At 73.0% G+C, this 23,468-nt stretch carries 16 protein-coding genes and 1 pseudogene; 13 read left to right on the top strand and 4 right to left on the bottom strand.

The window, feature by feature from the left end:
- From AOK22_RS26400 to AOK22_RS26370, 7 genes and pseudogenes are all read left to right on the top strand, one after another.
- Positions 1-259: pseudogene (locus tag AOK22_RS26400) on the top strand (PLP-dependent cysteine synthase family protein); the annotation flags it as partial.
- A 178-nt stretch (positions 260-437) separates the two neighbouring features.
- Positions 438-1,466 carry an ornithine cyclodeaminase family protein gene (locus tag AOK22_RS26395; RefSeq protein WP_055701210.1) on the top strand — a complete coding sequence of 343 codons (1,029 nt, stop codon included), beginning with the start codon at positions 438-440 and terminating at the stop codon, positions 1,464-1,466.
- A 50-nt stretch (positions 1,467-1,516) separates the two neighbouring features.
- Positions 1,517-3,388: a GNAT family N-acetyltransferase gene (locus AOK22_RS26390; protein ID WP_055701209.1), complete on the top strand. Its 1,872-nt coding sequence runs from the start codon at positions 1,517-1,519 to the stop codon at positions 3,386-3,388.
- Positions 3,385-4,644: an ATP-grasp domain-containing protein gene (locus AOK22_RS26385; protein WP_055701208.1), complete on the top strand. Its 1,260-nt coding sequence runs from the start codon at positions 3,385-3,387 to the stop codon at positions 4,642-4,644. The genes AOK22_RS26390 and AOK22_RS26385 overlap by 4 nt, the downstream gene beginning before the upstream one ends.
- Positions 4,641-5,891, top strand: a complete 1,251-nt coding sequence (locus AOK22_RS26380) for an MFS transporter (protein ID WP_055701207.1) — start codon at positions 4,641-4,643, stop codon at positions 5,889-5,891. Before AOK22_RS26385 ends, AOK22_RS26380 begins: the two co-directional genes overlap by 4 nt.
- 42 nt (positions 5,892-5,933) lie before the next feature.
- Positions 5,934-6,908, top strand: a complete 975-nt coding sequence (locus tag AOK22_RS26375; RefSeq protein ID WP_079036822.1) for a diiron oxygenase — start codon at positions 5,934-5,936, stop codon at positions 6,906-6,908.
- The gene (locus tag AOK22_RS26370; RefSeq protein WP_055701206.1) at positions 6,905-7,882 is read left to right on the top strand and encodes an ornithine carbamoyltransferase; all 978 of its coding nucleotides are present in this window, start codon (positions 6,905-6,907) and stop codon (positions 7,880-7,882) included. The genes AOK22_RS26375 and AOK22_RS26370 overlap by 4 nt, the downstream gene beginning before the upstream one ends.
- Here AOK22_RS26370 and AOK22_RS26365 read toward each other — a convergent pair.
- The gene (locus AOK22_RS26365) at positions 7,873-10,656 is read right to left on the bottom strand and encodes a helix-turn-helix transcriptional regulator (RefSeq protein WP_055701205.1); all 2,784 of its coding nucleotides are present in this window, start codon (positions 10,654-10,656) and stop codon (positions 7,873-7,875) included. The two genes, AOK22_RS26370 and AOK22_RS26365, sit on opposite strands and share 10 nt — an antisense overlap.
- Before the next feature lie 113 nt (positions 10,657-10,769).
- On the opposite strand from AOK22_RS26365, the gene AOK22_RS26360 reads away from it, so the two are divergent.
- Together AOK22_RS26360 and AOK22_RS26355 are read left to right on the top strand one after the other, a co-directional pair.
- Entirely contained in the window at positions 10,770-11,846 is a 1,077-nt protein-coding gene (locus tag AOK22_RS26360) for an NAD(P)H-dependent amine dehydrogenase family protein (RefSeq protein ID WP_055701204.1), read from the top strand.
- Positions 11,847-11,849: 3 nt separating this feature from the next.
- Complete coding sequence (locus AOK22_RS26355; protein ID WP_425264066.1) at positions 11,850-12,341, top strand: carboxymuconolactone decarboxylase family protein; 492 nt, start codon at positions 11,850-11,852, stop codon at positions 12,339-12,341.
- Positions 12,342-12,362: 21 nt separating this feature from the next.
- Here the strand turns inward: AOK22_RS26355 and AOK22_RS26350 are convergent, their stop codons facing one another.
- The gene (locus AOK22_RS26350; protein WP_079036821.1) at positions 12,363-14,003 is read right to left on the bottom strand and encodes a GMC oxidoreductase; all 1,641 of its coding nucleotides are present in this window, start codon (positions 14,001-14,003) and stop codon (positions 12,363-12,365) included.
- A gap of 168 nt (positions 14,004-14,171) precedes the next feature.
- The gene (locus AOK22_RS26345; protein ID WP_079036820.1) at positions 14,172-16,982 is read right to left on the bottom strand and encodes a M4 family metallopeptidase; all 2,811 of its coding nucleotides are present in this window, start codon (positions 16,980-16,982) and stop codon (positions 14,172-14,174) included.
- A 280-nt stretch (positions 16,983-17,262) separates the two neighbouring features.
- On the opposite strand from AOK22_RS26345, the gene AOK22_RS26340 reads away from it, so the two are divergent.
- A complete protein-coding gene (locus tag AOK22_RS26340) occupies positions 17,263-18,651 on the top strand; it encodes an MFS transporter (protein WP_055701202.1) in 1,389 nt (462 codons plus the stop codon).
- 50 nt (positions 18,652-18,701) lie between these two features.
- Positions 18,702-20,606 carry a helix-turn-helix domain-containing protein gene (locus AOK22_RS26335; RefSeq protein ID WP_055701201.1) on the top strand — a complete coding sequence of 635 codons (1,905 nt, stop codon included), beginning with the start codon at positions 18,702-18,704 and terminating at the stop codon, positions 20,604-20,606.
- Here the strand turns inward: AOK22_RS26335 and AOK22_RS26330 are convergent.
- Positions 20,575-21,501, bottom strand: a complete 927-nt coding sequence (locus AOK22_RS26330) for a LysR family transcriptional regulator (RefSeq protein ID WP_055701200.1) — start codon at positions 21,499-21,501, stop codon at positions 20,575-20,577. The genes AOK22_RS26335 and AOK22_RS26330 overlap by 32 nt on opposite strands.
- 70 nt (positions 21,502-21,571) lie before the next feature.
- Between AOK22_RS26330 and AOK22_RS26325 the strand changes: the two genes are divergently transcribed.
- Both AOK22_RS26325 and qcrB read left to right on the top strand, forming a co-directional pair.
- Positions 21,572-22,204, top strand: coding sequence for a maleylpyruvate isomerase family mycothiol-dependent enzyme (locus AOK22_RS26325; protein WP_055701199.1), 633 nt, complete (start codon positions 21,572-21,574; stop codon positions 22,202-22,204).
- A 92-nt stretch (positions 22,205-22,296) separates the two neighbouring features.
- The coding region (gene qcrB, locus AOK22_RS26320; protein ID WP_055701198.1) for a cytochrome bc1 complex cytochrome b subunit at positions 22,297-23,468 on the top strand (1,172 nt) is incomplete at its 3' end.

Here is a 23,468-nt window from a genome sequence, read left to right as displayed (position 1 = left end):
GGCCGCCGAGGCCGTGGCGGCCTGCCACCGGCTGCGCGCGGCGACCGGCGTCGGCGTCGGCGGCTCCTCCGGTGCGGTGCTCGCCGCGGCGGCCCGCCATCTCGCCGAACACCCGGACACCGGACGGGCCGTCTGCCTGTGCGCGGACGGCGCCGACCGCTACGAGGACACCATCTACAGCCGGGCCTGGCTGCGTGACCAGGGGCTCACGGACGCCGCGTCCGCGCGGCCCGCCTTCGACGCCGCGCTCCTGGCCTGACCGGTCCCGGCGCGGCCCGGACGAAACACCCGACAAAAACCACCGCGGACCCATACGGACCGCGGGGCCCGGCGAAGTAGGAGTACGGACCGCGCGGACTCAGGGGAGAACCCGCTCGGACCACACGGCACCACCACGTACGACCGCGACAGGCACCACAACGGGGGACCAGACCACCATGCCCGCTCACGGCACCATCACGCGCCATCCCGACACGCTCACCTATCTGTCCGGCGAGGAGGTCCGTCAGGCCTGCGCCGAGATCGACCCGCTCGCCTGCATGCACGAGACGCTCGTCGCCCACACCGAGGGCCGGACGGTCCTGCCGCCCGAGGCCTGTCTCGGCTGGGAGCCCGCCGGCGGCGGCGAGGCCCGCAGCATCACCATGCCCGGCCTGGTGAACGGCGGCCTCACCGCCGTCGGCACGAAGATCATCAACGCCAACCCGGGCAACGTCGCCCACGGCCTGCCACGCGCCAGCGGCCTGACCGTGCTCTTCGACCCGCGCACCGCACGGCCGCTGTGCGTCATGGAGGGCGCGCACATCAGCGCCCTGCGCACCGCCGCCGTCTCCGTGCTCGCCGTCCGCCGCCTCGTCCGCCCCGGCGCGCGCACCGCCGCTCTGTACGGCGCGGGCGTCATCGCCCGCGAGCACGCGCTGATGCTCGCCCGCAGGCTGCCGGGGATCGAGGAGATCACGGTGTACGACTCCGCGCCGGACCGCGTCGCCGACTTCGAACGCGACACCGGCGCGCGCCTCGCCCCGTACGGCGTGAAGGTCAAGGCCGCCGACGACGCGCGCGCGGCCGCCGACGGCGCCGACGTGGTCGTCGCCTGCACCAGCACCCGGCGCGGCTACATCGCCCGCGACTGGCTGGCCCCGGGCGCGCTCGCCGTGAACGTCTCGCTCGACGACCTCACCGAGGACGCGCTGCTCGGCGCCGACAAGCTGTACGTGGACGACTGGGGCCTGATCCGGGACGACCCGCACCGGCTGCTCGGCCGGCTCCTGCGCGCCGGACGGGTCGAGGAGCAGGACGCCGCCACGATCGGGGAGCTGCTCTCGGGCGCGCGCCCCGGCCGGGAGTCCGACGACGAACTGATCGTCGTCAACCCCTTCGGCCTCGCCGTCGAGGACATCGCGCTGGCCCACCGGGTGTTCCGGATCGCCCGCCACCGGGGCCTCGGCACCGCGCTGCCGCGCTGACGCCGCCCCGCACACCACGCACCCGCCTTCCGTACACCACGGAGAAGACTGTGAAACGACTGCTGTTCGTAGCGGGCCGCAGCGGCCCGTCCCTGGACTACGCCTTACCGAGGCTCGCCGCCGTCGCGTCCGTGCACGCGGTGATCCTCTCGCCCGTCGACGCCTTCGCGCGGGCCCAGCTCGACCACCACTGCGCCGACGTCACCGACCGCGCCGACGCGCCCGACCCCGTCGAAGCGCTCGTCGAGTACGCCCGACTGGTCCGCGCCCACGGCCTGTTGACGTTCTCCGAGTACGCCGTACGGCCCGTCGCCGATGCCTGTCTGCGGCTCGGCCTGCCCGGCCCCGGCGTCAACGCGGCCCGCGCGCGCGACAAATGGCTGATGCGGCTGCGCTGGCAGCGAGCGGGCCTGCCCGTGCCGTGCTTCCGGCAGGTCGGCAGCCTCGGCGACCTGCAGCGCGCCAGGGACCGGCTCGCCACGCCCTTCCTGCTCAAGCGGTCCGACGGCGCGGGGTCGATCGGCCACGTCGTCATCGGCGAGGACACCGACATCGTCGAGGTCTGGCACCGCGCCCTGGAGGTCGACAGGGCCGCGTTCCGCGACGGGTTCGGCGACTACACGCACGGCGAGCACGTGCCGTCGTTCGTCGCCGAGGAACTCATCGCGTCCACCACCGAGTCCTGGTACGCGCCGCAGCACGACGGCACGCGCGGCTACGGCGACTACGTGAGCGTCGAGGGCATGGTCGCGGGCGGCACGTACCACCCCGTCTGCGTCACCGGGCGGCTGCCCACCGTCGCGCCGTTCACCGAACTGAGCAACCAGGCCCCCTGCGTGCTGCCCGAACGGCTGCAGCGCGTCGTCGAGGAACACGCGCGCCACGCCGTCGACACCCTGGGCCTGGACACCTGCGCCACGCACACCGAGCTGAAGCTGATGGCCGGCGAACGCGTCAGCCTCCTGGAGACGGCCGCCCGGGTGGGCGGCGCCATGGTCACCCGCGAGGTCGCGGAGGTCTTCGGCGTCGATCTGATCACCCTCCAGGCGCGCGAGGCGCTCGGCGAGCCCCAGAAGTACCCCGAGCGCATGCTGGTCACCGGCGACGGCCGGGCCGCGGCGTCGCTCGCGCTGATCGCCACCGACTCGCGCGGCACGCCGTGGCGGACGCTGCCGCGCTTCGACTGGCGCTCCTTCGACTGGAGTCCCCTGGTCTCGCCGGGCACCACGGTGGAGGTCGCCGAGGGCAGCACCGTGCCCGACGGCAGCGTGATGCCCCGCTACGACGCCGCGGCCGCCGCGCTGAGCATCGGCGGCATCGCTTACGTCACCGCCGACGATCCCGCCACCCTCAAGGCCGACACCTACCGCATCCTCGACGGCCTGGAGGGCGCCCTCGTCGCGGCCCAGGACGGGCGGAATCCGCAGGGTGCGAAAGGCGGCGAGCGGCCGCGGGGCCCGAAGGGCGACCGGGGCGACGGGCATCCGCCGCTCCCGCTCCGTACGCCCCCTCCCGTCCGCTACGCCGAGGAGCTGCCCGGGACCGCCGAGGTGACCGACCTCTTCCGCGCCGCCGAACTCAACGGCCCGCTCGACGAACCCGAGCGCATGCGCCGCATGCTGGAGACCTCCCAGCACATCCTCACCGCCCGCGTCGACGGCGAACTCGTCGGTCTCATACGGGTGTTGACCGACCTTTCGTTCAACGCCTTCGTCGCCGACCTGGCCGTCCACCCCGGACACCAGCGGCGCGGCATCGGCAGCGAACTGCTGCGCCGCGCCACCGAACCGCACCCGGGCGTCAAGTTCGTCGTCCACCCCGGCAACCACTCCGGCGACTTCTATCGCAAGCAGGGCTTCGAGTCCGCGCCGGAGTGCGTGGCCCTGCCCCGGCGCGACAACCCCACGAAGGAGGGGCGATGAAGCCCGTCGACGGAACGGTCCTCGTGGTCGGCAGCGGCACCGAGGAGTACCGCGCCTACCTGCTGCGCTCCGCCGCGCTCCGCGCCGACCTCTGGCTGCTCGACGCGGCGGACCCCACCTGGCAGGCCCCGCACCTCGCCGGATCGACCACCGTCGACCCGGGTGACACCAACTCCCTGATCGAGGCGGCCCGTTCGGTCGCCGGGAGCCGCAAGGTGCGCGGTGTCCTGTGCTACGACGAGGCGCTGATCCTGCCCGCCGCCCAGGTCGCCGAGGACCTCGACCTGCCGGGTCCCTCCGTGACCGCCGTGCGCAACTGCCGCGACAAGAACCGCACCCGCGCGCTGCTGCGCGACGCCGGGCTCCCGCAGCCGCGCTACGCCCTGGTCGCCGACCTCGCGGAGGCGGCCGCCGCGGCCGAGTGGATCGGCTACCCCGTGGTGGTCAAGCCCCGGGGGCTCGGCGCGAGCCGCGGCGTCGCCCTCGTCCGCTCGGCGGACGACCTGGCGCGCCTGTTCGCCGACGCGCGGGCCGCCCACTACCCGGGCGTGCCGACCTACCGGGCGGGCATCCTCGTCGAGGAGTACCTGGAAGGGCCCGAGATCAGCGTCGACGCGGCCGTCCACGACGGCCGGTGCCTGCCGATGTTCCTGGCCCGCAAGGAAGTCGGCCTCTCCCCGTACTTCGAGGAGACCGGCCACATGGTGAGCGCGGACGACCGGCTCCTGGACGACCCCGCCCTGCGCTGGGTGCTCGACCGGACCCACCGCGCGCTCGGCTACACCGACGGCATCACGCACACCGAACTGCGCCTGACCGCGCGGGGGTTCGTCGTGATCGAGGTGAACGGACGGCTCGGCGGCGACCTCATCCCCTTCCTCGGCTCGCTCGCCACCGGGATCGACCCCGGCCTGGCCGCCGTGGACGTGGCCGTGCGCACCGCGCCCGACCTCACGCCCGACCGCGCCCGCACCACGGGCATCCGCTTCCTGTACCCGCCCGAGCACTGCCGCGTCGACCGCGTCGCCGTGCCCGGACCCGACCCCGCCCGGGGACTGCTGCGCGCCGTCGCCCTGGCCTCGCCCGGCGACGAGCTGCGGCTGCCGCCCCTGGACTACCTCCAGCGGTACGCGTACGTCCTGTGCGAGGCCGGCACCCCCGCCGCGTGCGCCGCCCGACTCGACGCGGCCACGGCCCAAGTGCGCCTGGAGCGACAGGCGTTGGACCTCACACCCGAAGAACGGGCGGTGACATGACCGCCACGGACCCGGCCGCCGAGAGCGCCGGAGCCACCCCGGGCGAGCAGCCCGACCCGGGCATCCGCGCCGCCCTGCGCGCGCTGCCCGGACCCGCCCGGCTGCTCCTCGCCGGCGTCGCCCTCAACCGCATGGGGTCCTACGTCCAGGTCTTCGTGGTCCTGTACGTCATCTCCCTCGGCCACACGGCGGCGCAGGCGGGGCTCGTCCTCACCGGCTACGGCGTGGGCTCGGTGCTCGGCACGCTGCTCGGCGGGACCCTCGCCGAGCGGATCGGCAACCGCCTCGCCATCGCCGGATCGGTGATCGTCACCGGGCTGCTCACCGCCGTCCTGCCCGCGGCCCCGGGCTACGTGACGCTCCTGCTGACCGTCACCGCCATCGGCACGGCCTCCCAGGTCTACCGCCCGGCGGCCTCCGCGCTGCTCGCCGAACTCCTGCCGCCCCAGCGGCTCGTGGTGGCCTCCGCCGCCTTCCGGCTCGCGCTGAACGTCGGCGCCGCCCTCGGACCGCTGGCCGGCGCGGCCCTCCTGACCGGCTCCTACACGCTGATGTTCGAGGTCAACGCGGCAGTCTCCGTGGTGTTCGGGTGCGTGGCCCTCGCCGCGCTGCCCGACGGCAGGCCCGACCCGGCCGCGCCCGCCGAACGCACCCGCGCGCGCTACGCCGACGTCCTGCGCGACCGGCGGTTCGCGCTCGTCGTCCTCGCCCTGTTCCTGATCGCCCTCGTCGAGTCGCAGTACCTCTCCGCGCTCCCGCTCGACCTGCGCGCACGCGGCGTGCCCACGGCCGTGTACACCGCGCTCGTCGCGCTCAACGGCCTCCTGGTCATCGTGGGCGAACTGCCCCTGACCCGCCATGTGCAGCACTGGCCCATGCGCGTCTCCATCGCCGGCGGCATCGCGCTCATCGGCGTCGGCATCGGCCTGTACGGCGTGCACGCGGGCGCCGCGCTGCTCGTCCTCGCCACCGTCGTGTGGACGCTCGGCGAGATGGTCGCCGCGCCCTCGACGCTCGCCTATCCGGCGCTCACCGCGCCCGAAGGGGCCCGCGGCCGCTACATCGCCGCGCTCTCCGCGAGCCAGAGCGTCGGCTACGCGGCCGGGCCCGCCCTCGGCGCGCTCCTGTTCCAGGGGCTCGGCGCCGCCGTCTGGCCGCTGTTCGCGGCCGTCGGACTGCTCGCCGCGGCGGCGGCCCGCTCCGGTGTGCGCCAGCCGGAGTCGCTGCGCGCCGTGCCGTCCGCCTGACCGTCGCACGTACACCACCAACTGCCCGAGATCAGAGAAGAGATGCTGAACAACGACACGTCGGACTGGTACGAGCGGTCGGGGGTGCGCAGCGGTCCGCACCGGACCGTCGAGGGACCCCTGGACCCCGCGACCCGCTTCTTCCCGCACCATCTGGTCCCGTACTGGGACCACCCGCTGGTCCGCGCCCTGCCCGACCGCCGCCGCCACGAACTGCTCGCCCGGCACCTCTACCACTACCTGACGTTCACCGCCCACTTCGAGACGCGCGTGGTCAACCGCGCCACCGAGCGCATCGCGGACGGCCGCTCCGGCCTGGCCCTGCCCGCCCCCGTGCGCCTGGACGCCTACCGCATCTACTGCGACGAGGGCTACCACGCGCTGTTCAGCCTCGACGTCGTCGAGCAGATCGCCGGGGCCACCGGCATCCCGCCGCTGCCCTACGCCTTCGACCCCTTCCTGAACCGGCTCGACGGCATCGGCGCCGAACTCCTGTCCGGAGAGCCGGTGCTGGCGCAGCACCTCCAGGTCGTCGTCTTCGAGACGCTCGTCACCTCGGTCCTGAACGAGGTGCCCAAGGACCGCGCCGTGCTGCCCGTGGTGCGGGAGATCGTCCGCGACCACGCCCGGGACGAGGGACACCACCACGTCTACTTCTCCCGGTTCTTCGAACGGCTCTGGAGCGACCTGCCGACCCCGCTCAAGCGCCGCGCCGCCCACTGCCTGCCCGAACTGATCGTCTCCAGCCTCACGCCCGACCTGCGCCCGGTGGGCGCCGCGCTGACCGTGGCGGGCCTGGACCCCGACGACGTACGCGAGGTCATCGCCGACAGCTACCGCGACCGGCGGAGCGCCGAGGCGCTGCGGGCCACCGCGCGCCACAGCGTCCGCCTCTTCCGGGACACCGGAGTCCTCGAACTGCCGGGCGCCACCGACGCGTTCGCCGCGGCGGGCCTGCTCGCCGACGGGCCGGACCTGCCGGATCCCCTTGTGTCATCCCTGGAGGAAACGCCATGACGACCGCCACCACCACCGTCCCCCGGGGCGCCCCGCCCCGGACCACCGAGACCGGCCTGTTCTCCCTGGCCGACCTGTCCGTCGAGACCGTCACCCGCCTCGCGGAGCGGTCCGTCGCCCTGCACCGCGACCGCACCGCGCACGACAGGCCGCTGGCCGGGGCCACGGTCGGCGTCCTGTTCACCAAGCCGTCCACCCGCACCCGCACCGCCTTCACGGTGGCCGCCGTCCGCCTCGGCGCCACCCCCGTCACCTACGGCCCCGGCGACCTCCAGCTGTCGACCGGCGAGACCGTCGAGGACACCGGGCGCATCTTCGGCAGCATGCTGGACGGTCTCGTCGCCCGCACCGCGGGCCCTCTGGACGAACTGCGGCGCCTGTCCCGGTACGGGCACCTCCCCGTGGTCAACGCCATGGCCACCGAGGAGCACCCCTCCCAGGGCCTGTGCGACCTGGCCACGCTGACGCTGTGCCTGGGCGACCTGCGCGGACTGCGGCTGCTGTACGTGGGGGAGGGCAACAACACCGCGGCGGCGCTCGCGCTCGCCCTGGCCGGTGTCCCCGGCTGCGAGGTCACCTTCGCCTGCCCGCCCGGCCACGGACTGCCCGAGGACCTCCTCGCGACGGCCCGCGAGCGCGCGGCGCGGACGGGCGCGACGATCGCCGAGCGGGACTCGGCACGGGAGCTGCCGACCGGCGTCGACGTCGTCTACACCACCCGCTGGCAGACCACCGGCACCAGCAAGGGCGACCCGGCGTGGCGCGAGCGGTTCCGGCCCTTCCACGTCGACGAGGACTTCATGGCCCGCAGGCCCGGCGCGCTGTTCCTGCACGACCTGCCCGCCCACCGGGGCGACGAGGTGTCCGGCGCCGTCCTCGAAGGGCCGAGGTCGGTGGCGTGGACGCAGGGCGCGATGAAGCTCAGCAGCGCGACGGCCGTGCTGGAGTGGGCCCTCGCGGGCGCTCAGACCTGAGAGGCCTCCGAGGCCTGCGCGAGGAGCCGGACCAGCTGCGCCCTGCGGTGCACCCCGTCGAGCTTGCGGTAGATGTTGCTCAGATGGAACTCGACGGTCTTCACGCTCAGGAAGAGCCGCTCCGCCACCTCGTGATTGGTCAGGCCCCGGCCGACCACCAGGGCGACCTGGAGCTCCTGCGGGGTGAGCCGCTCCAGCGGCGCCCGCTCCGGGCGTACTTCGGTGCCGCCCGCGGCGCGCAGCTCGGCGGCCACCCGCGCCGCCCATCCGGTCGCCCCGACCCGCTCGAACGTGGCGAGGGCCCGCTCCAGCAGCCGGCGGGCCTCGCTGCGCCTGCCCTGCCTGCGCAGCTGCTCGCCCCACGCGAACTCGGTGCGCCCCCGCTCGAAGGGCACCGGACGCTCCGAGAGGAGCGCGAGGGAGCGCCGCATGTGCTGGGAGGCGATCTCCGGGTCGCCCGGTTCGAGCAGCCCCCGGCAGCGGGCGGCGGCCCCCGCGGTGACGGGCCGGTGGCCGCGGCTCGCCTCGAACTCCAGGACGTCGAGGACCTCGCGCGCCTCGGCGGTCATGTGCAGATGGACGTACGCGTCCGCCAGGTCGGCGGCCCACGTCAGATACAGCCCGTCGCCCCTGCCGTGCCGCTGGGAGAAGGACCGCACCTCCTCCAGGTGGTGCACCGCCTCCTCGAAGCGGCCGAGCCCCAGCTCCAGGAGGCCGAGCGCGCCGCCCGCCCGCGCCGCGTCCATCGGCAGCTCCGTCGAGGCCGCCCACTCCATGGCCTGCGCCGCGTGCCGGCGGCAGTCCTCCTCGCGGTTGAGGGCCGCCTCGGTCTTGGCGAGCGAGGCGAGCGCGCGCGGCACCTCGATCAGCCGCCCGGTCGCCTCCGCGAGCCGCACCGCCTCGTCGGCGTGGGCGAGCGAGGGCGTCCAGCGCCCGCGCCAGAACTCCACGACCGACAGCGTGCACAGCAGGTGCGACAGGAGCCCCACCGCGCTGGAGCCGCGCGCCGTGTACGCGGCGCGGTCCAACAGGCCGTGCGCCTCGTCCAGTTCCTCGGCCGCGAGGTGGCACAGGCCGCCCACTCCGGAGAGCGGATACGGGAAGGCGGGGTCCGGTGAGGCGAGCGGCTCGGCCAGTTCGCGCAGCAGCGCACGCCCCGCCTCGGCGTCCCCGCCGAGCAGCAGCACCAGCGTGCGCAGCAGACGCACCGGCAGCAGCGTCTCCTGCGCGGAGTCGGCGAGCTCCATCGCCGCGGCCGAGCTGCCGCGGGCCGCGGTCAGGTCGCCGACCGCCAGTTCGGTGAGTGCGATGCCGCCGAGCATGACCGCGGCGAGCGCCGGATCGACCTTCTCCGCCTCGTCGACGGCCGACTTGAGCAGTTCGCGCGAGCGCAGCGGCTGGCCGCGCTGCACGTCGAGGTAGCAGCGCAGCTGGCGGATGTCGAGCTGGGTGCCGAGCTGCTCGGCGTGCTCCAGGGCGCGGTCCAGGATCGCGGCCGCCTCGTTGAGGGAGCCGGCGGCCTGGGAGGCGCGGGCGGCGCACAGCAGCCGCTCCGCCTTGCGCTGCCCCTCCGGGGTGAACCGCGCCGCGCGCTCGTACAGCCGTGAGGCCAGCGGATACGCGAGGGTCTCCGGGGCGCCGGAGGCGGCGTTCTCCAGAAGCGAGGCGACGTGTTCGTCCGGCTCGGCGCCCGAGGCGGCCAGGTGCCAGGCGTACTGCTCCAGGGCCGGGGCGGTGGCGCCCTGGAGGGAGCGGGCGATCGCGTGGTGGGCCCGGCGCCTGCGCACGGGCGTCGCGCCGTGGTAGACCGCCGAGCGGACCAGCGGGTGCCGGAAGGCGTACCCGTCCTGCTCCTCGACGACCAGCCCCGCGGCCTCGGCGGCCTCAAGGGACTCATAACTCAGGCCGTGCGCCCGCAGCGCCGCCTCGGTGCCGGCCAGCGGCCGCGTCCCGAGGACGGCGAGCAGCAGCATCGCGTCCTGGGCCTCCGAGGGCAGCCGGGCCACCGCGCTGCCGAAGGTGTGCGCGAGCATCTCGCCGATGGGCAGGGGCGCTCCGGCGTCCGCCTCCTCGTCGTCGGTCGCGCTCTCGGCGAGCAGGGCGGGCAGTTCGATGAGCGCGAGGGGGTTGCCGCGCGCCTCGGCGAGCAGCCGGGACGTCTCCCGCTCGGAGAGTTCGGCGGTGCCCTCCTCGGCGATCAGGCGCAGCGCGGAGTCGTGGTCGAGGCCGGTGAGGGTGAGCGTCTCGATGGACGCGAGCCGGGCGACGGCCTCCTCCAGCTCGTCGCGCGTGGTGAACAGGACGACGATGCCCTCGCGGCCGAGCCGCCGGGTGGCGAAGGCGAGCGCGTCCAGGGAGTAGGGGTCGAGCCACTGCGCGTCGTCGACGGTGACGAGGACGGGGCCCTCCTCGGCGAGTGCCCCGAGCAGGCTCAGCGTGCCGGCGGCGACCGCGAAGCGGTCCTGGGCGACGGCGGGCCCGAGGGCCAGCGCGCCGGTGAGCGCGGCGGCCTGCCGCTCGGGTATGCGGTCGAGGAAGTGCAGCACGGGCCGCAGCAGATCGGCGAGCCCCACATAGGGCAGGTCCGACTCGACCTCCACGCCGCGCGTGCCGAGCCGCAGCAGGTCGTCGGCCTGGCCGGCGACGTATCCGACGAGGCTGGTCTTGCCGATGCCCGCCTCACCGCGGATGAGCAGGGCACCGCTCTCGCCCCCGCGTGCCTTGTCGATGAGGGCGAGAAGACGAGCGCATTCCGCGGAACGCCCCAGGAGCATGCGTTCAGCGTACCGGCGGTAGGTGACTTCGGAAGAGCCGTGGAAGGGCACGTATCTTTTCTTCTCGGCTCGCGCCTCTGTCAACCGCAGGCACCCCTCGCTACCCTCCGCGCATGATTCCCACGGTGGTCTGGGGCACCGGCAATGTCGGCCGTGCGGCCGTCCGAGCCGTCGAGGCCCATCCCGCGCTCTCGCTCGCCGCTGTGCTCGTGCACAGCCCCGCCAAGGTCGGTCGTGACGCCGGTGAACTGGCCGGTCTGGAGGAGCGGTTGGGGGTCGCGGCGACCGACGACGTCGACGCGGTCCTCGCCGCCGGGCCGCGCGCGGTGGTGTACGCGGCCTCCGGCGACCTCCGTCCCGACGAGGCACTGGCCGATGTGGTCCGGGCGGTGCGCGCCGGTGCGGTGGTCGTCACGCCCGCGCTGTACGCCCTCTACGACCGGCACGGCGCGCCCCCGGAGTTCACGGAGCCGGTGCTCGCGGCCGTCGCCGAGGGCGGCGGTTCGCTCTTCGTCTCCGGAGTGGACCCCGGCTGGGCCAACGACGTGCTGCCGCTGCTGGTCAGCGGCCTCGGCTCCACGGTCGACGCGATCCGCTGCCAGGAGATCTTCGACTACTCGACGTACGACCAGGAGGACGCGGTCCGCGGCCTGATCGGCATGGGGCATCCGATGGAGTACGAGCCCCTGATGCTCGCGCCGTCGATCCCGACCATGGTGTGGGGCGGGCAGATACGCCTGATGGCGCGAGCCCTCGGCGTCGAACTCGACGGGATACGGGAGACGTTGGAGCGCCAGGCGCTGGACGCGACGGTGCGCACCAGGACGATGGGCGAGTTCGCGGCGGGCACCCAGGGCGCGGTCCGCTTCGAGGTCCAGGGCATCGTCGGCGGCGAACCCCGCATCGTCATCGAGCACGTGACCCGCATCCACCCCTCCTGCGCGCCCCACTGGCCCCTGCCGCCCGACGGCGGCGACGGCGCCCACCGCGTGGTCGTCGAGGGCCGCCCCCGCATCGAGGTGACCGTCGAGGCCACCGACGAGGGCGAGAACCGCTCCGCGGGCGGGAACGCCACCGCGGTGGGCCGCCTGGTGAACGCCGTCGACTGGCTGGTGGACGCCGAACCGGGCCTCTACGACGCGCTCGACGTCCCGCTGCGCCCGGTGGCGGGCCGACTCGGAAGGAAGTGACCCATGGGCGGATCCCTGCGCATCGACATCCCCGAGGGAGAGGACGCGATCCCCTACGTGTGGGGCGAGATGGTCCCCGAGATAGGGACGGCCGCGTCGAACTTCTCCCTCGCCGTGTACGCCCACACCACGCTCGGCCTGCGCGAGTTCGAGGCGGCCCGGCTGCGCGTCGCCCAGATCAACGGCTGCGCCTTCTGCCTGGACTGGCGCACCGAGCGCGACGGCCGGAAGGTCGAGGAGGAGTTCGCCGACGCGGTGACCCAGTGGCGCACCACCGACGCCTTCGACGACCGCACACGGCTGGCCGCGGAGTACGCCGAGCGGTACGCCCTGGACCACCTGGGTCTCGACGACGCGTTCTGGGCGCGGATGACCGCGCACTACAGCCAGGCCGAGATCGTGGAGCTGAGCATGAGCATCGGGTCCTGGCTGGCGTTCGGCAGGCTCAACCACGTCCTCGGTCTCGACACGGTGTGCGTCCTGCCCCGGTCCTGAGCCGCCGGGCCCCCCGGGGACCTACAGATCGGCGGCGACGATCTTCTCGATGTTCCGCTCGGCGAGCGCCGTGATGGTGACGAACGGGTTGACGCTGGTGTTGCCCGGGATCAGGGCGCCGTCGATCACGTAGAGCCCCGGATGGCCGTGCAGACGGCCGTAGTTGTCGGTGGCCCTGCCGAGCACGGCGCCGCCCAGCGGGTGGTACGTGAGGTGGTCGCCCCAGATCTTGTAGGTGCCGAAGAGGTCGGTGCGGTAGATCGTCCCCTCCTTCGCGTTGATCTTGTCGAAGATGGTCTTGGCGGCGTCGATCGAGGCCTGCTTCCAGGCGGTCTGCCAGTTGAGCTCGGCCCGGCCCGCCGCCGCGTTCCAGGTGAACTCGGCGCGGTGCGGGTTCTTGGTGATCGACAGGTAGAACGACGCGTACGTCTCGATGCCGGTGGGCAGCGGCGCGACCTCGGCGAAGGCGCCGCCCGCGGCCCAGTTGTCGATGCCGGCCGTGGGGATGGACGACTGGAGCTTGCCGGTGGCGTCCCACATGTGGTTGGCGCGCCCGCACATGACGTTGCCGTTGTCGCCCCAGCCCTTGCCGATCTCGCCGTTGAGACCGGGCAGCGCGCCGGTGGACTTCAGCTTGACCAGGAGCTTGCTGGTGCCGACGCTGCCCGCGGCGAAGAAGACCTTGTCGGCGGTGACCTCCTTGGTGGCGCTCGTGTCGCCGCCGGTGGTGAGCTGGTCGAGGGTGACGCGGTAGCCGCCGCTGGCCGCCGGGGCGACCGAAGTGACGCGGTGCAGCGGGGAGATGGTGACCCGGCCGGTCGCCTTCGCGCGGGCGAGGTAGGTCTGCTGGAGGGACTTCTTGCCGTGGTTGTTGCCGTAGAGGATCTCGCCGGCCAGCGCCGACTTGGGGACGGTGCCCGCCGCCTCCTGCTTCATGTACTCCCAGTCGTAGACGTCGGGTACGAAGACGAACCCGAAGCCGGAGCGCTGCGCGTGCTTGCGGCCGACCCGCGCGTACTGATAGCACTCGGCGGTCTCGAACCAGGCGGGGTCGATGGTGTTCACGCCCAGGCCCGCGTTGGCGCGCGGGTAGTAGGTGCCGTACATCTCGGCCGCGTCGACCGACGGCAGGATCGCGGCGAAGTTCTCCCGCCTGGGCGTCACCGCCATGCCGCCGTTGACCAGGGAGCCGCCGCCGACGCCGCGGCCCTGGTAGACGATGATGCCGCCGAACTCCTCGGCGTCCAGGATGCCGGTGTACCGAGGGACGTTCTTGTCGATGGGGAAGCCCAGGAAGTTGCTGATGGGCTGTTTGGTCCTGGTGCGCAGCCAGTAGGAACGCTGGTCCGGACTGGTGGTGTTGGCGAAGATCCTGCCGTCGGACCCCGGGGTGTCCCAGGCCATGCCCATCTCGACCAACTGGACGTCGACGCCCGCCTCGGCGAGCCGCAGCGCGGCGACCGAGCCGCCGTACCCGGAGCCGATCACCAGGACGGGGACGCGCGCCCCGTCGGCGATGGGCCGGGCCGCGGCCGCCCTGGCAGGGGTCGGCGCCGCCAGGCCGGTGAGGGCCGCGGCACCAAGAATAGAACTCGTTCCTGCAAGGAATCTTCGACGTGACACACCCTCGGATGTCGTGCCACGCACGGCAGATGCACTCATGTGATCTTCCTCACGTTTGAGTGAATGGAAACGAGTTCTACTGCTGCCAGGTTGGGAAGTCACGGCATACCTGCGGGTAACTTCCGGCCGCGCCGACGCGAAAGCCCCGCTCCTCCTCCGTACGGAAGAGGAGCGGGGCCCAGGTGCTGTGTGCGGTGGTCCGCCGGACTAGGAGCAGTTGCCCGCCGGGCGGGCCCGCGTGACCAGGTCGGTGTGGCCGGTCGTGCCGTCGATCCACACCACGCGCTTGCCGGTGTCGGCCGCGCCGTAACTCTGCTCACCGCGGTTGCAGGAGACCCGCCGCAGCCCCTTGCCGTCCAGATCGGTCTGGACGAGCTTGGTGAGGTTGCTGTTGCTCCAGCCGCGCTCGGGCTTCCACTGGGTCAGCGTCAGCGCCGAGTCGGAGGCGTCCAGGCCCCAGAAGTAGGCGTCGTCGCTGTCCTCGGGGATCACGTCGGTCAGCCCCGTGCCGTCCAGCTTCGCGCGGCGCAGCCCCTGCCGGTTGTCGTCGGCGATGTCGTCGACCAGCCAGTAGAGGTACCTGCCGTTGATCGCCGGGGTGGAGATGCCGAGGCGGCCGCCCTTGGCGGGGACCAGGGTCCGCTTGCCGCTGCGCACGTCCGTGATCTCGGTCGAGACCTGCTGCACACCGCTCTCGTCGGTGTAGACCTTGGCGTAGCCCAGCTTGCCGCCCTGCAGCGTGGGCAGCGCCGTGAGCACGTCGTACCGGCCGCCGTCCACGAAGTGCGGCTCGCGCTCGCCCGGCTTGATGTACGCCACGCGCTGCTGCCCGAACGGGCTCGACTCCTGCCAGGCGACGGTGTCGCCGAAGACCCGCACGTTGCCGACGGTGGTCCCCGCCGACCAGAGCTTCTTGACGGGCCCGTCCTTCAGGGGACGGGTGAGGACCTCCACGCTGTCCGCGCCGTAGGCCGCCCAGGCGACCGTCTTGCCGTCGGTGTCGGCGTAGACGTGGAAACGCCCGTCGTTCGGGCTGATCAGCTTCGGCGTGCCCGCGCCGGAGGTGCGGCCCGCGTACACCGAGTACGCCTCCTGGCCCTCCTCGTCGGACTTCGAAGTGGCCCACCAGCCGCCGCCCGCGCCGGCGCCGGTCCGCTTGGTGTTGAGGTCGCCGAGGATCTTGTCGGAGTCGGCGCCGATCGCCTTCTCCCAGCCCTTCACGATGCCGTGCGCGTCGAAGGCGCGGTTGACCGCGCGCAGGTCGGCGCCCTTGGCGCCGAGGTCCTTGGCGGCGGCGACCACGGCGTTGCGCGCCTCGGTGAAGCCGTCGAGCGGGGTGAGGTACTCGGTCAGCGCCTTGTAGACGATCCGGTCCGCGCGTTTGCCGCCGAGGTCCTCGCGGATGTCCCACAACGCACCGGAGAAGATGGTGGAGTTGAGGTGCACGCCGCCGCTGTCCGTGGCGTACGTGACGCCCAGGAAGTCCTTGCCGGTGGTGCGGCCGTCGTTCAGGTCGCGCATCGCGCAGTCCTTCGGACCCTGCGTGCGGCACAGGTTCTCGCCGATCAGCGAGGCCTCGGGGGAGTCCTCGTTGCCGGTGGCCGTGACGTCGATGGCGTTGCCGAAGTAGTCGGCGACCGCCTCGTTCAGGGCGCCGGACTGGCCGGTGTAGACGAGGCCGGCGGTGTGCTCGACGACGCCGTGCGTCATCTCGTGGCCGACCACGTCGAGGTCGGCCGAGAAGACCTTGTTCTCCTCGTCGCCGCCTCCGTAGACCATCTTCTGGCCGTCCCAGAAGGCGTTGACGAACGGCAGGCCCTGATCCGTCACGCCCACCAGGGAGTTGATGGCCATGCCCTTGCCGTCGAGGCTGTCCCTGCCGTGCCGGGACTTGTAGTAGTCGTAGACCTGCCCGGCCGCCCAGTGCGCGTCGACCGCGCCCGACTCGGTGGCGTCCTTGCCGAACTCCGGCGTCGGCGAGGTGACGTCCTTGAGGCCCTTGGGCCACTTGCCCGAGGCGTCGTCGGCGTCCACGTCACGTGCGTCGTACGTGGTGATGGGGTTCTTGCTGCCGCCCCACTGGCGGCGCTGGTCGATCAGGCCGTACGCACCGGACTTCGCGTCCTTGGTCACGTCGAGGGCGACCTTGCCGCCGTCCAGCTTCACGCCCGAACCCGTCGTGCCGGGGTGGCCGGCCGGGGCGTCGAAGGCCTGGATGCCGGAGTAGCTGAGCACCGGGAATCCGGCGTCCGCGTCGACGTAGATCTCCTGCTTGACCGGCGCCCCGGTCGCCGGGTCCTCGCCCGTGACGGTGACGTGGTACGTCAGCACGCCCTTGCCCTGGGGCAGGACGACGAGGCCGTGGGACTTCCCGGTCAGTGAACTCTTCGTGCCCTGCGGCTTCTTGGGGCCGTCGGCCTTCTTCGGCGTGGCGTCGGACCGCGCGGGCTTCTTGAGCTTCGTCCAGTTGCTCGCGCCGCCCTCGGAGAGCCCCGCGAGGGCCGAGGCGGTGGCCCGCTCGACGGCCGTCTCCTCCGACACCTTCGCGTCGGCTCCCACCGTGAGACCGGTGAAGTACTTGCCGGACGTGCCCGTGACGACCCGCTCGCCGTCCTTCTCCGTCAGGCGGACCAGATACTGACCGCCCAGCACCGGTATGCCCCGGTGCTTCTGCTGGAAGCGCACCGCCTCGCCGGTGCGCCCGCGCACGGTCTTACCGGCGGTCAGATCGCGCCGGGGATCGGCTATGCGATAGCGGCTCTTCTTCTGTTCGAGGTGCTTCTTGGCGGCCTCGGCCAGGCTGCCCGAGGCCTGCGCGGGTTCCTCGATGCCCTCCACCAGGGCGGGCGTCGCGGTGCGCTGCCCGGGTATCAGCTCCGGCTCCGGATCCGCGGCGTGTGCGGCCGTCGCCGGGGCGGCGAGCAGGGCCGCCACGCCGAGCAGCGCCGCACCGCCCGCCGTGGCGCCGGTCATCCGGGCCCGGCGAATTCCCCCGGATCTGCCGTGTGTTGTGCTCATGGGTGACTTGTTCACATTCCCCTCCATGGCAGGGCCGCCGGTCGTGCGGCCCTCTTGATCATGAAGGTGTCAGACGAATGTGGATCAAGTGATAACGCCGTGTCACAACTGTCCGGAACGCTGCCCTCGGACCGCTTCGCGCACCGCGCATGTCGGCCGCGCACACGGCCGCCTCCCGAACCATGGTGCTCCGACATATACGCCACTGATCTGCGGGTTCCTACCTTGTGCCGGTACGGAAGCGTCCCCCGTCCCCGCAGAACTCCTGGAAGTGGTGCACATGGCCTCGCAAGGATCCGCTCCGCCGACCCGCGCCGGCATCGGCCGCATCGTGGCCGCCGGCCTCGTCGGCACCACCATCGAGTGGTACGACTTCTTCCTCTACGGCTCGGCCGCGGCACTCGTCTTCAACACGCTGTTCTTCCCGTCGAGCGACCCCCTCGTCGGCACGCTCCTGTCCTTCCTCACCTACGCCGTGGGCTTCGCGGCACGGCCCCTCGGCGGGGTCGTCTTCGGGCACTACGGCGACCGCCTGGGACGCAAGAAGCTGCTCGTCATCAGCCTGTTGATGATGGGCGGCGCCACGTTCGCGATGGGACTCCTCCCCACCCACGCGAGCATCGGCGTCGGCGCACCCGTCCTGCTCACCGTGCTGCGCCTCGTCCAGGGCTTCGCGCTCGGCGGCGAATGGGGCGGCGCCGTGCTGCTGGTCTCCGAGCACGGCGGCGACAAGAACCGTGGCTTCTGGGCCTCCTGGCCGCAGGCGGGCGCGCCCGGCGGCAACCTCCTCGCCACCGGCGTCCTCGCGCTGCTCGCCGCCGTCCAGTCCGACGAGGCGTTCCTCGCCTGGGGCTGGCGCGTGCCCTTCCTGCTCTCCGGGGTGCTCGTGATGATCGGCCTGTGGATCCGCATCTCGGTCACCGAGTCGCCGGTCTTCCTGGAGGCACAGCGCGAGGCCGAGGCCGCTGCCGCCGCGGGCGTCGAGGAGAAGCCGCCCGTGGTCGAGGTGTTCCGCAGAAGTTGGCGCGAAGTGCTCACCGCGATCGGCACCCGCTTCGGCGAGAACATCTCGTACTACATCCTCACGGCGTTCGTCCTCGTCTACGTCACCGTGCATCTGGAGCTCCCCAAGAGCGACGCGCTCAACGCCGTCCTCATCGGCTCCGCCGTCCACTTCGTCACCATCCCGCTGTGGGGCGCGCTCTCCGACCGCATCGGCCGCCGCCCCGTCACCCTGATCGGCGCGGTCGGCATGGCCGCCTGGGCCTTCGCCTTCTTCGAGATGCTCGACTCCCGCTCCTTCCCCGTCATCGCGCTCGCCGTCACCGTCGGACTGCTCTTCCACGGCGCGATGTACGGGCCGCAGGCCGCGTTCATCTCCGAGATGTTCGACACCAAGGTCCGCTACTCCGGTGCCTCGATGGGCTCCCAGCTCGCGTCCATCATCGGCGGGGCGCTCGCGCCGATCATCGCCGTGGAGCTGCTCAAGGACTACGAGTCGGCGCTGCCCGTCGCGCTCTACATGTCCTTCGCGGCCCTCGTCACCGCCGTGACCGTACGGTTCGCCAAGGAGACCCGCGGCCGCGACCTGTCCAGGGACACGGCGGCGGAGACGGCCGACGCGCGCCCGGCCGCCGAGCGCCCCGGCTCCGTCCCGCTCGGCGGCTGACCGCCGCGGCCCCATCGACCGCGGGCACCCCGCCGGGAGACGATCGCCCCATGCTCCCCACCACCACGGGCGCGGGCCACGCCGAACCCCGGGCGGGCCTGCGCACCCTGCTAGACCTCCTCGACCGGGGCGCCCCCGCCGAGGAGTTCGCGCGCCCCGCCGCCCGGGCCCGCGAGGCCGGCGCCACGCCCGCCGACCTCGCCGCGCTCGACGAGGCCACCGAGGTCGCCCTGCGCGTCCACCGCACCCTGGGCGCGCACCGCCGCCGCGAGGCCGAACTCACCGCGCTCTTCGACACCGCGAGCGACCTCGCGGCGCTGCGCGACCCGGACGCCGTGCTCCGCGCCATCGTGCACCGCGCCAAACTGCTCCTCGGCACCGACGTCACGTACCTCTCGCTCAACGACGAGACGGCGGGCGACACCTACATGCGGGTGACCGACGGCAGTGTGGCCGCCGCCTTCCAGCAGCTGCGGCTCGGCATGGGCGAGGGCCTCGGCGGCCTCGTCGCCCAGACCGCCCGCCCCTACGTCACCGGCGACTACCAGCAGGACCCCCGCTTCCACCACACCGACGCCATCGACAGCGCCGTCCTGGAGGAGGGGCTGCGCGCGATCCTCGGCGTACCGCTGCGCCTGGGCGCGCGCGTCATCGGCGTGCTGTACGCGGCCGACCGCGCCGCCCGCGAGTTCGCGACCGAGGAGATCGTGCTGCTCTCCTCGCTGGCCGACCACGCCGCCATCGCCATCGACGGGGCACGCCTGCTGGAGGAGACCCGGGCCGCGCTCGTCGACCTCAACGCCGCCACCGAGACGATCCGCGCGCACAGCGGGGCCATGCGCCGCGCCGAGCAGGCCCACGACCAGCTCACCGACCTCGTGCTGCGCGGCGGCGACGCGGGCGACGTCGCCGACGGCATCGCCGCCCTCCTCGACGGCGGCGTGCTCATCCACGACGCGGACGGCGTCGAACTGGCCCGCACCGGAGCCGGACCGCTGCCCCCGCCCGCACCGGCCGTCGCCGCCTCGCGCGCCAGCGGCCGGGCCGTCCCGCAGGACGGCACCTGGGTCTGCGCGGTCCTCGCCGGACCCGAACTGCTCGGCAGCATCGCCCTGACCGGGCGCGCCGAACTGGCCGACGCCGACCGGCGGCTGTTCGAGCGCGCGAGCGTCGTCACCGCGCTGCTGCTCCTCCTGCGCCGCTCGGTCGCCGAGACCGAGGACCGGGTGCGCGGCGAACTCCTCGGCGACCTCCTGGCCACCACCGGCGACCCGGCGTCGCTCGCGGGCCGCGCCCGCCGCCTCGGCGTCCGCCTCGACCGGCCGCACGCGGTGTTCGTCGCCCACGGCGAGAGCGTGCCCCGGCAGCGGCTGCTCGCCGCCGCCCACCGCACCGCCCGCGCCCACAGCGGCCTCGCCGGACTCCACCACGACGACGTGGTGCTCGTGACCCCCACCGGCACCCCGGGCCCCGACGCCCGCGCCCTGGCCGCCGCACTGGGGCAGGCCACGGGCGCCCCGGTCACCGTCGGCGCCGCGGGCCCGGCCGTCGGACCCGCCGGGCTGCCCGCCGCGCACGCCGAGGCGCAGCGCTCGCTCTCCGCGCTGCGGGCCCTCGGCCACACCGGGCACGGCGCGGCCCTCGCCGACCTCGGCTTCGTCGGGCTCCTCATCGGCGAGCAGGCCGACCTGGGCGGCTATGTGCGCGCCACCCTCGGCCCCGTCCTGGACTACGACACGGAACGCGGCACCGAACTGGTGCGCACCCTGGAGGCGTACTTCGGCAACGACCGCAGCCTCACCAGGGCCAAGACCGCGCTGCACGTCCATGTGAACACCGTGGTGCAGCGCCTGGAACGCGTGGCGCGGCTGCTCGGCGAGGACTGGAACACCCCCGCCCGCACCCTGGAGATCCAGCTCGCCCTCAGGCTGCACCGGCTGACGCCACCGGAGTGAGCGCCTCGCGCAACCGGCCGAGCAGGGCGCGGGCCGCGGGGCTCGCGGGCCCGTCCGAACGCCAGACCAGCGCGATCCTGCCGCGCGAGCGCGGATCGGTGATCTCCAGGGCCCGCAGGCCGACCGCCGCCGCCTGCGCGTCGGTCAGGCCGGGCAGCACGGCCACACCGAGCCCCCGGGCCGCGAGCCGCACCAGCACCGGCGGGGCCGCGGCCTCGAAGGCGATGCGCGGCTTGAACCCCGCCTGGGCGCACGCCCGGTCCAGGACCCCGCGCACACCGGTGCCGCGCGGCAGACAGATCAGCGGACGCCCGGCGAGCTCGGCCAGCGGCACGCTCGTGCGCCCCTCGGGCGCGAGGAGCGGATCGTCCGGAGCCACGGCGGCGACCAGGGGCTCGTCGATCACGACGTGCAGCCGGACGTCCGGCGGAGGCTCCTGTTCCGTGATGCCGAGCAGTGCCATGTCCAGCTCGCCCCGGCGCAGCGCGGCGAGCATCCGGTCCGAGGAGTCCTCGGTGAGGGAGATCTCGACCTGGGGGTGGGCGTCGTGGAAGTCGGCGATCACGGAGACCACGTCGAACTCGTGGGTCGCGGCGCCCGACACGAGCCCGAGGGTGACCTGCCCGCGCAGCAGCCCCGTGAACTCGTCCGCCGTGCGCCGCGCCCCCTCCACGGCCGCGAGCGCCGCCCGCGCGTACGGCAGCATCTCCCGGCCCATCTCGGTCGGCGTCACCCGCCGGCCCGAGCGGTCCAGGAGCCGGTGCCCCAGCTCGCGCTCCAGCTGCCGGATCTGCGCGCTCACCCCCGGCTGCGCCAGGTGCAGCCGCGCGGCGGCCCGCGTGAAGCTCGCCTCCTCCACCACCGCGACGAAGTACTGCAGGTGCCGAAGTTCCATAACTGAGCATGCTAGTAGGGGGAAGCGACAGCTCTTGGACTTCTGACCGGGCCTTGATCACTCTGGAGTCATGGGATACGACACCGATCTGGTACGGGCCGGGATCGCCGCCGAACGACGTGAACTGGCCGACCTCTTCGACGGGTTGAGCGCCGGCCAGTGGGACGCCCCCTCCCTGTGCGCGGGCTGGCGCGTGCGCGAGGTCGCCGCCCACATGTCCCTGGGCTTCCGCCACTCCCTGCCCAGGACGCTCGCCGAAGTCGTCAAGGCGCGCGGCAGCCTGCACCGCATGACCGACCGCTGCGCCCGCAAGGACGCCGCCGCCTTCACCACCGCCGAACTGGCCGCGCTGCTCCGGGACAACGCCCACCACCCCTGGACGCCCCCGGTCGGCGGCTACCCCTCGGCGCTGGGCCACGACGTCGTGCACGGCCTCGACGTCACCGTCGCCCTCGGTCTGGAGCGCAAGGTCCCCCTCGACCGCGTCCGCGTCCTCCTGGACCACGTCACGCCCAAGAGCCTCCGCTTCTTCGGGGCCGACGCCACGGGCGTCGAGCTGCGCGCCGACGACCTCGACTGGACCTTCGGCAGCGGCGCTCCCGTGCACGGCACGGCGCAGGATCTCCTGCTCGTCGCCTACGGCCGCCGGCTGCCGGAGGGGCGGCTGCGGGGCGAGCGGTGCGAGCGTTATCTCCTGAGGTGAACTCGTCTCTGTGAGCTGCGGGTTGTCACATTCGGGCCGTTGGATCCGTCAGGAAGGAGACCTAGTCTGGTAGCCGCCTGAAAGGGAGTCGCATGAGCGGACGCATCGAGCGAACCGGGACAAGCGGACGACCCACACGGCCCGCCCCGCCGGGGAAGGGGGAGCGGCTCGCCGACTGGGCGGACGGGCGGCTGGGCATCCACACCCTGGCCAAGGCCCAGATGCGCAAGATCTTCCCCGACCACTGGTCGTTCATGTTCGGCGAGATCTGCCTCTACAGCTTCCTGATCCTCATCCTCACCGGCGTCTACCTCACCCTGTTCTTCGAACCGAGCATGGCCGAGGTCACCTACGACGGTCCCTACGTGCCGCTCAAGGGCATCCTGATGACGCGCGCGTACGAGTCCACGGTGGACATCAGCTTGGAGGTCCGCGGCGGCCTGCTGATCCGGCAGATCCACCACTGGGCGGCCCTCGTCTTCGTCGCCGCGATGCTCGTGCACATGATGCGGGTGTTCTTCACCGGCGCGTTCCGCAAGCCCCGCGAGCTCAACTGGATGTTCGGCTGGACCCTGTTGTTCCTGGGGATCATCACCGGCCTCACCGGCTACTCGCTGCCCGACGACATGCTCTCCGGCACCGGCATCCGCTTCGCGCAGGGCGCCATCCTCTCCGTCCCCGTCGTCGGGACGTATCTCTCCTTCTTCCTGTTCGGCGGGGAGTTCCCGGGCGACGACATCATCGCGCGGCTCTATCCGATCCACATCCTGCTGCTGCCCGGCATCATGCTGGGGCTCGTCGTCGCCCATCTGATCCTGGTCTTCTACCACAAGCACACCCAGTTCGGCGGGCCGGGAAAGACCGAGCAGAACGTCGTCGGGGCGCCCTTCCTGCCCGTCTACATCGCCAAGGCGGGCGGCTTCTTCTTCCTCGTCTTCGGGGTCCTGGCACTGATGGCCTCGGTCGCCACCATCAACCCGGTCTGGGTCATCGGCCCCTACCGGCCCGACCTGGTCTCCACCGGTGCCCAGCCCGACTGGTACCTCGGCTTCTCCGAGGGGCTGATCCGCGTGATGCCCAGCTGGGAGATCAACGCCTGGGGGCACACGCTCAACCTCGGCGTCTTCATCCCCTTCACGCTCTTCCCGCTGATCCTGCTCGCGATCGGCGTCTACCCCTTCATCGAGTCCTGGGTCAAGGGCGACAGGAGAGAGCACCACATCGCCGACCGGCCGCGCAACGCCCCGGTGCGCACCGGGCTCGG

This window comes from Streptomyces silaceus, from assembly GCF_001419745.1.
Classification (GTDB): domain Bacteria; phylum Actinomycetota; class Actinomycetes; order Streptomycetales; family Streptomycetaceae; genus Streptomyces; species Streptomyces silaceus.
Note: the sequence above shows the minus strand (reverse complement) of the source record. Positions and strands in the feature narration are given on the sequence as shown.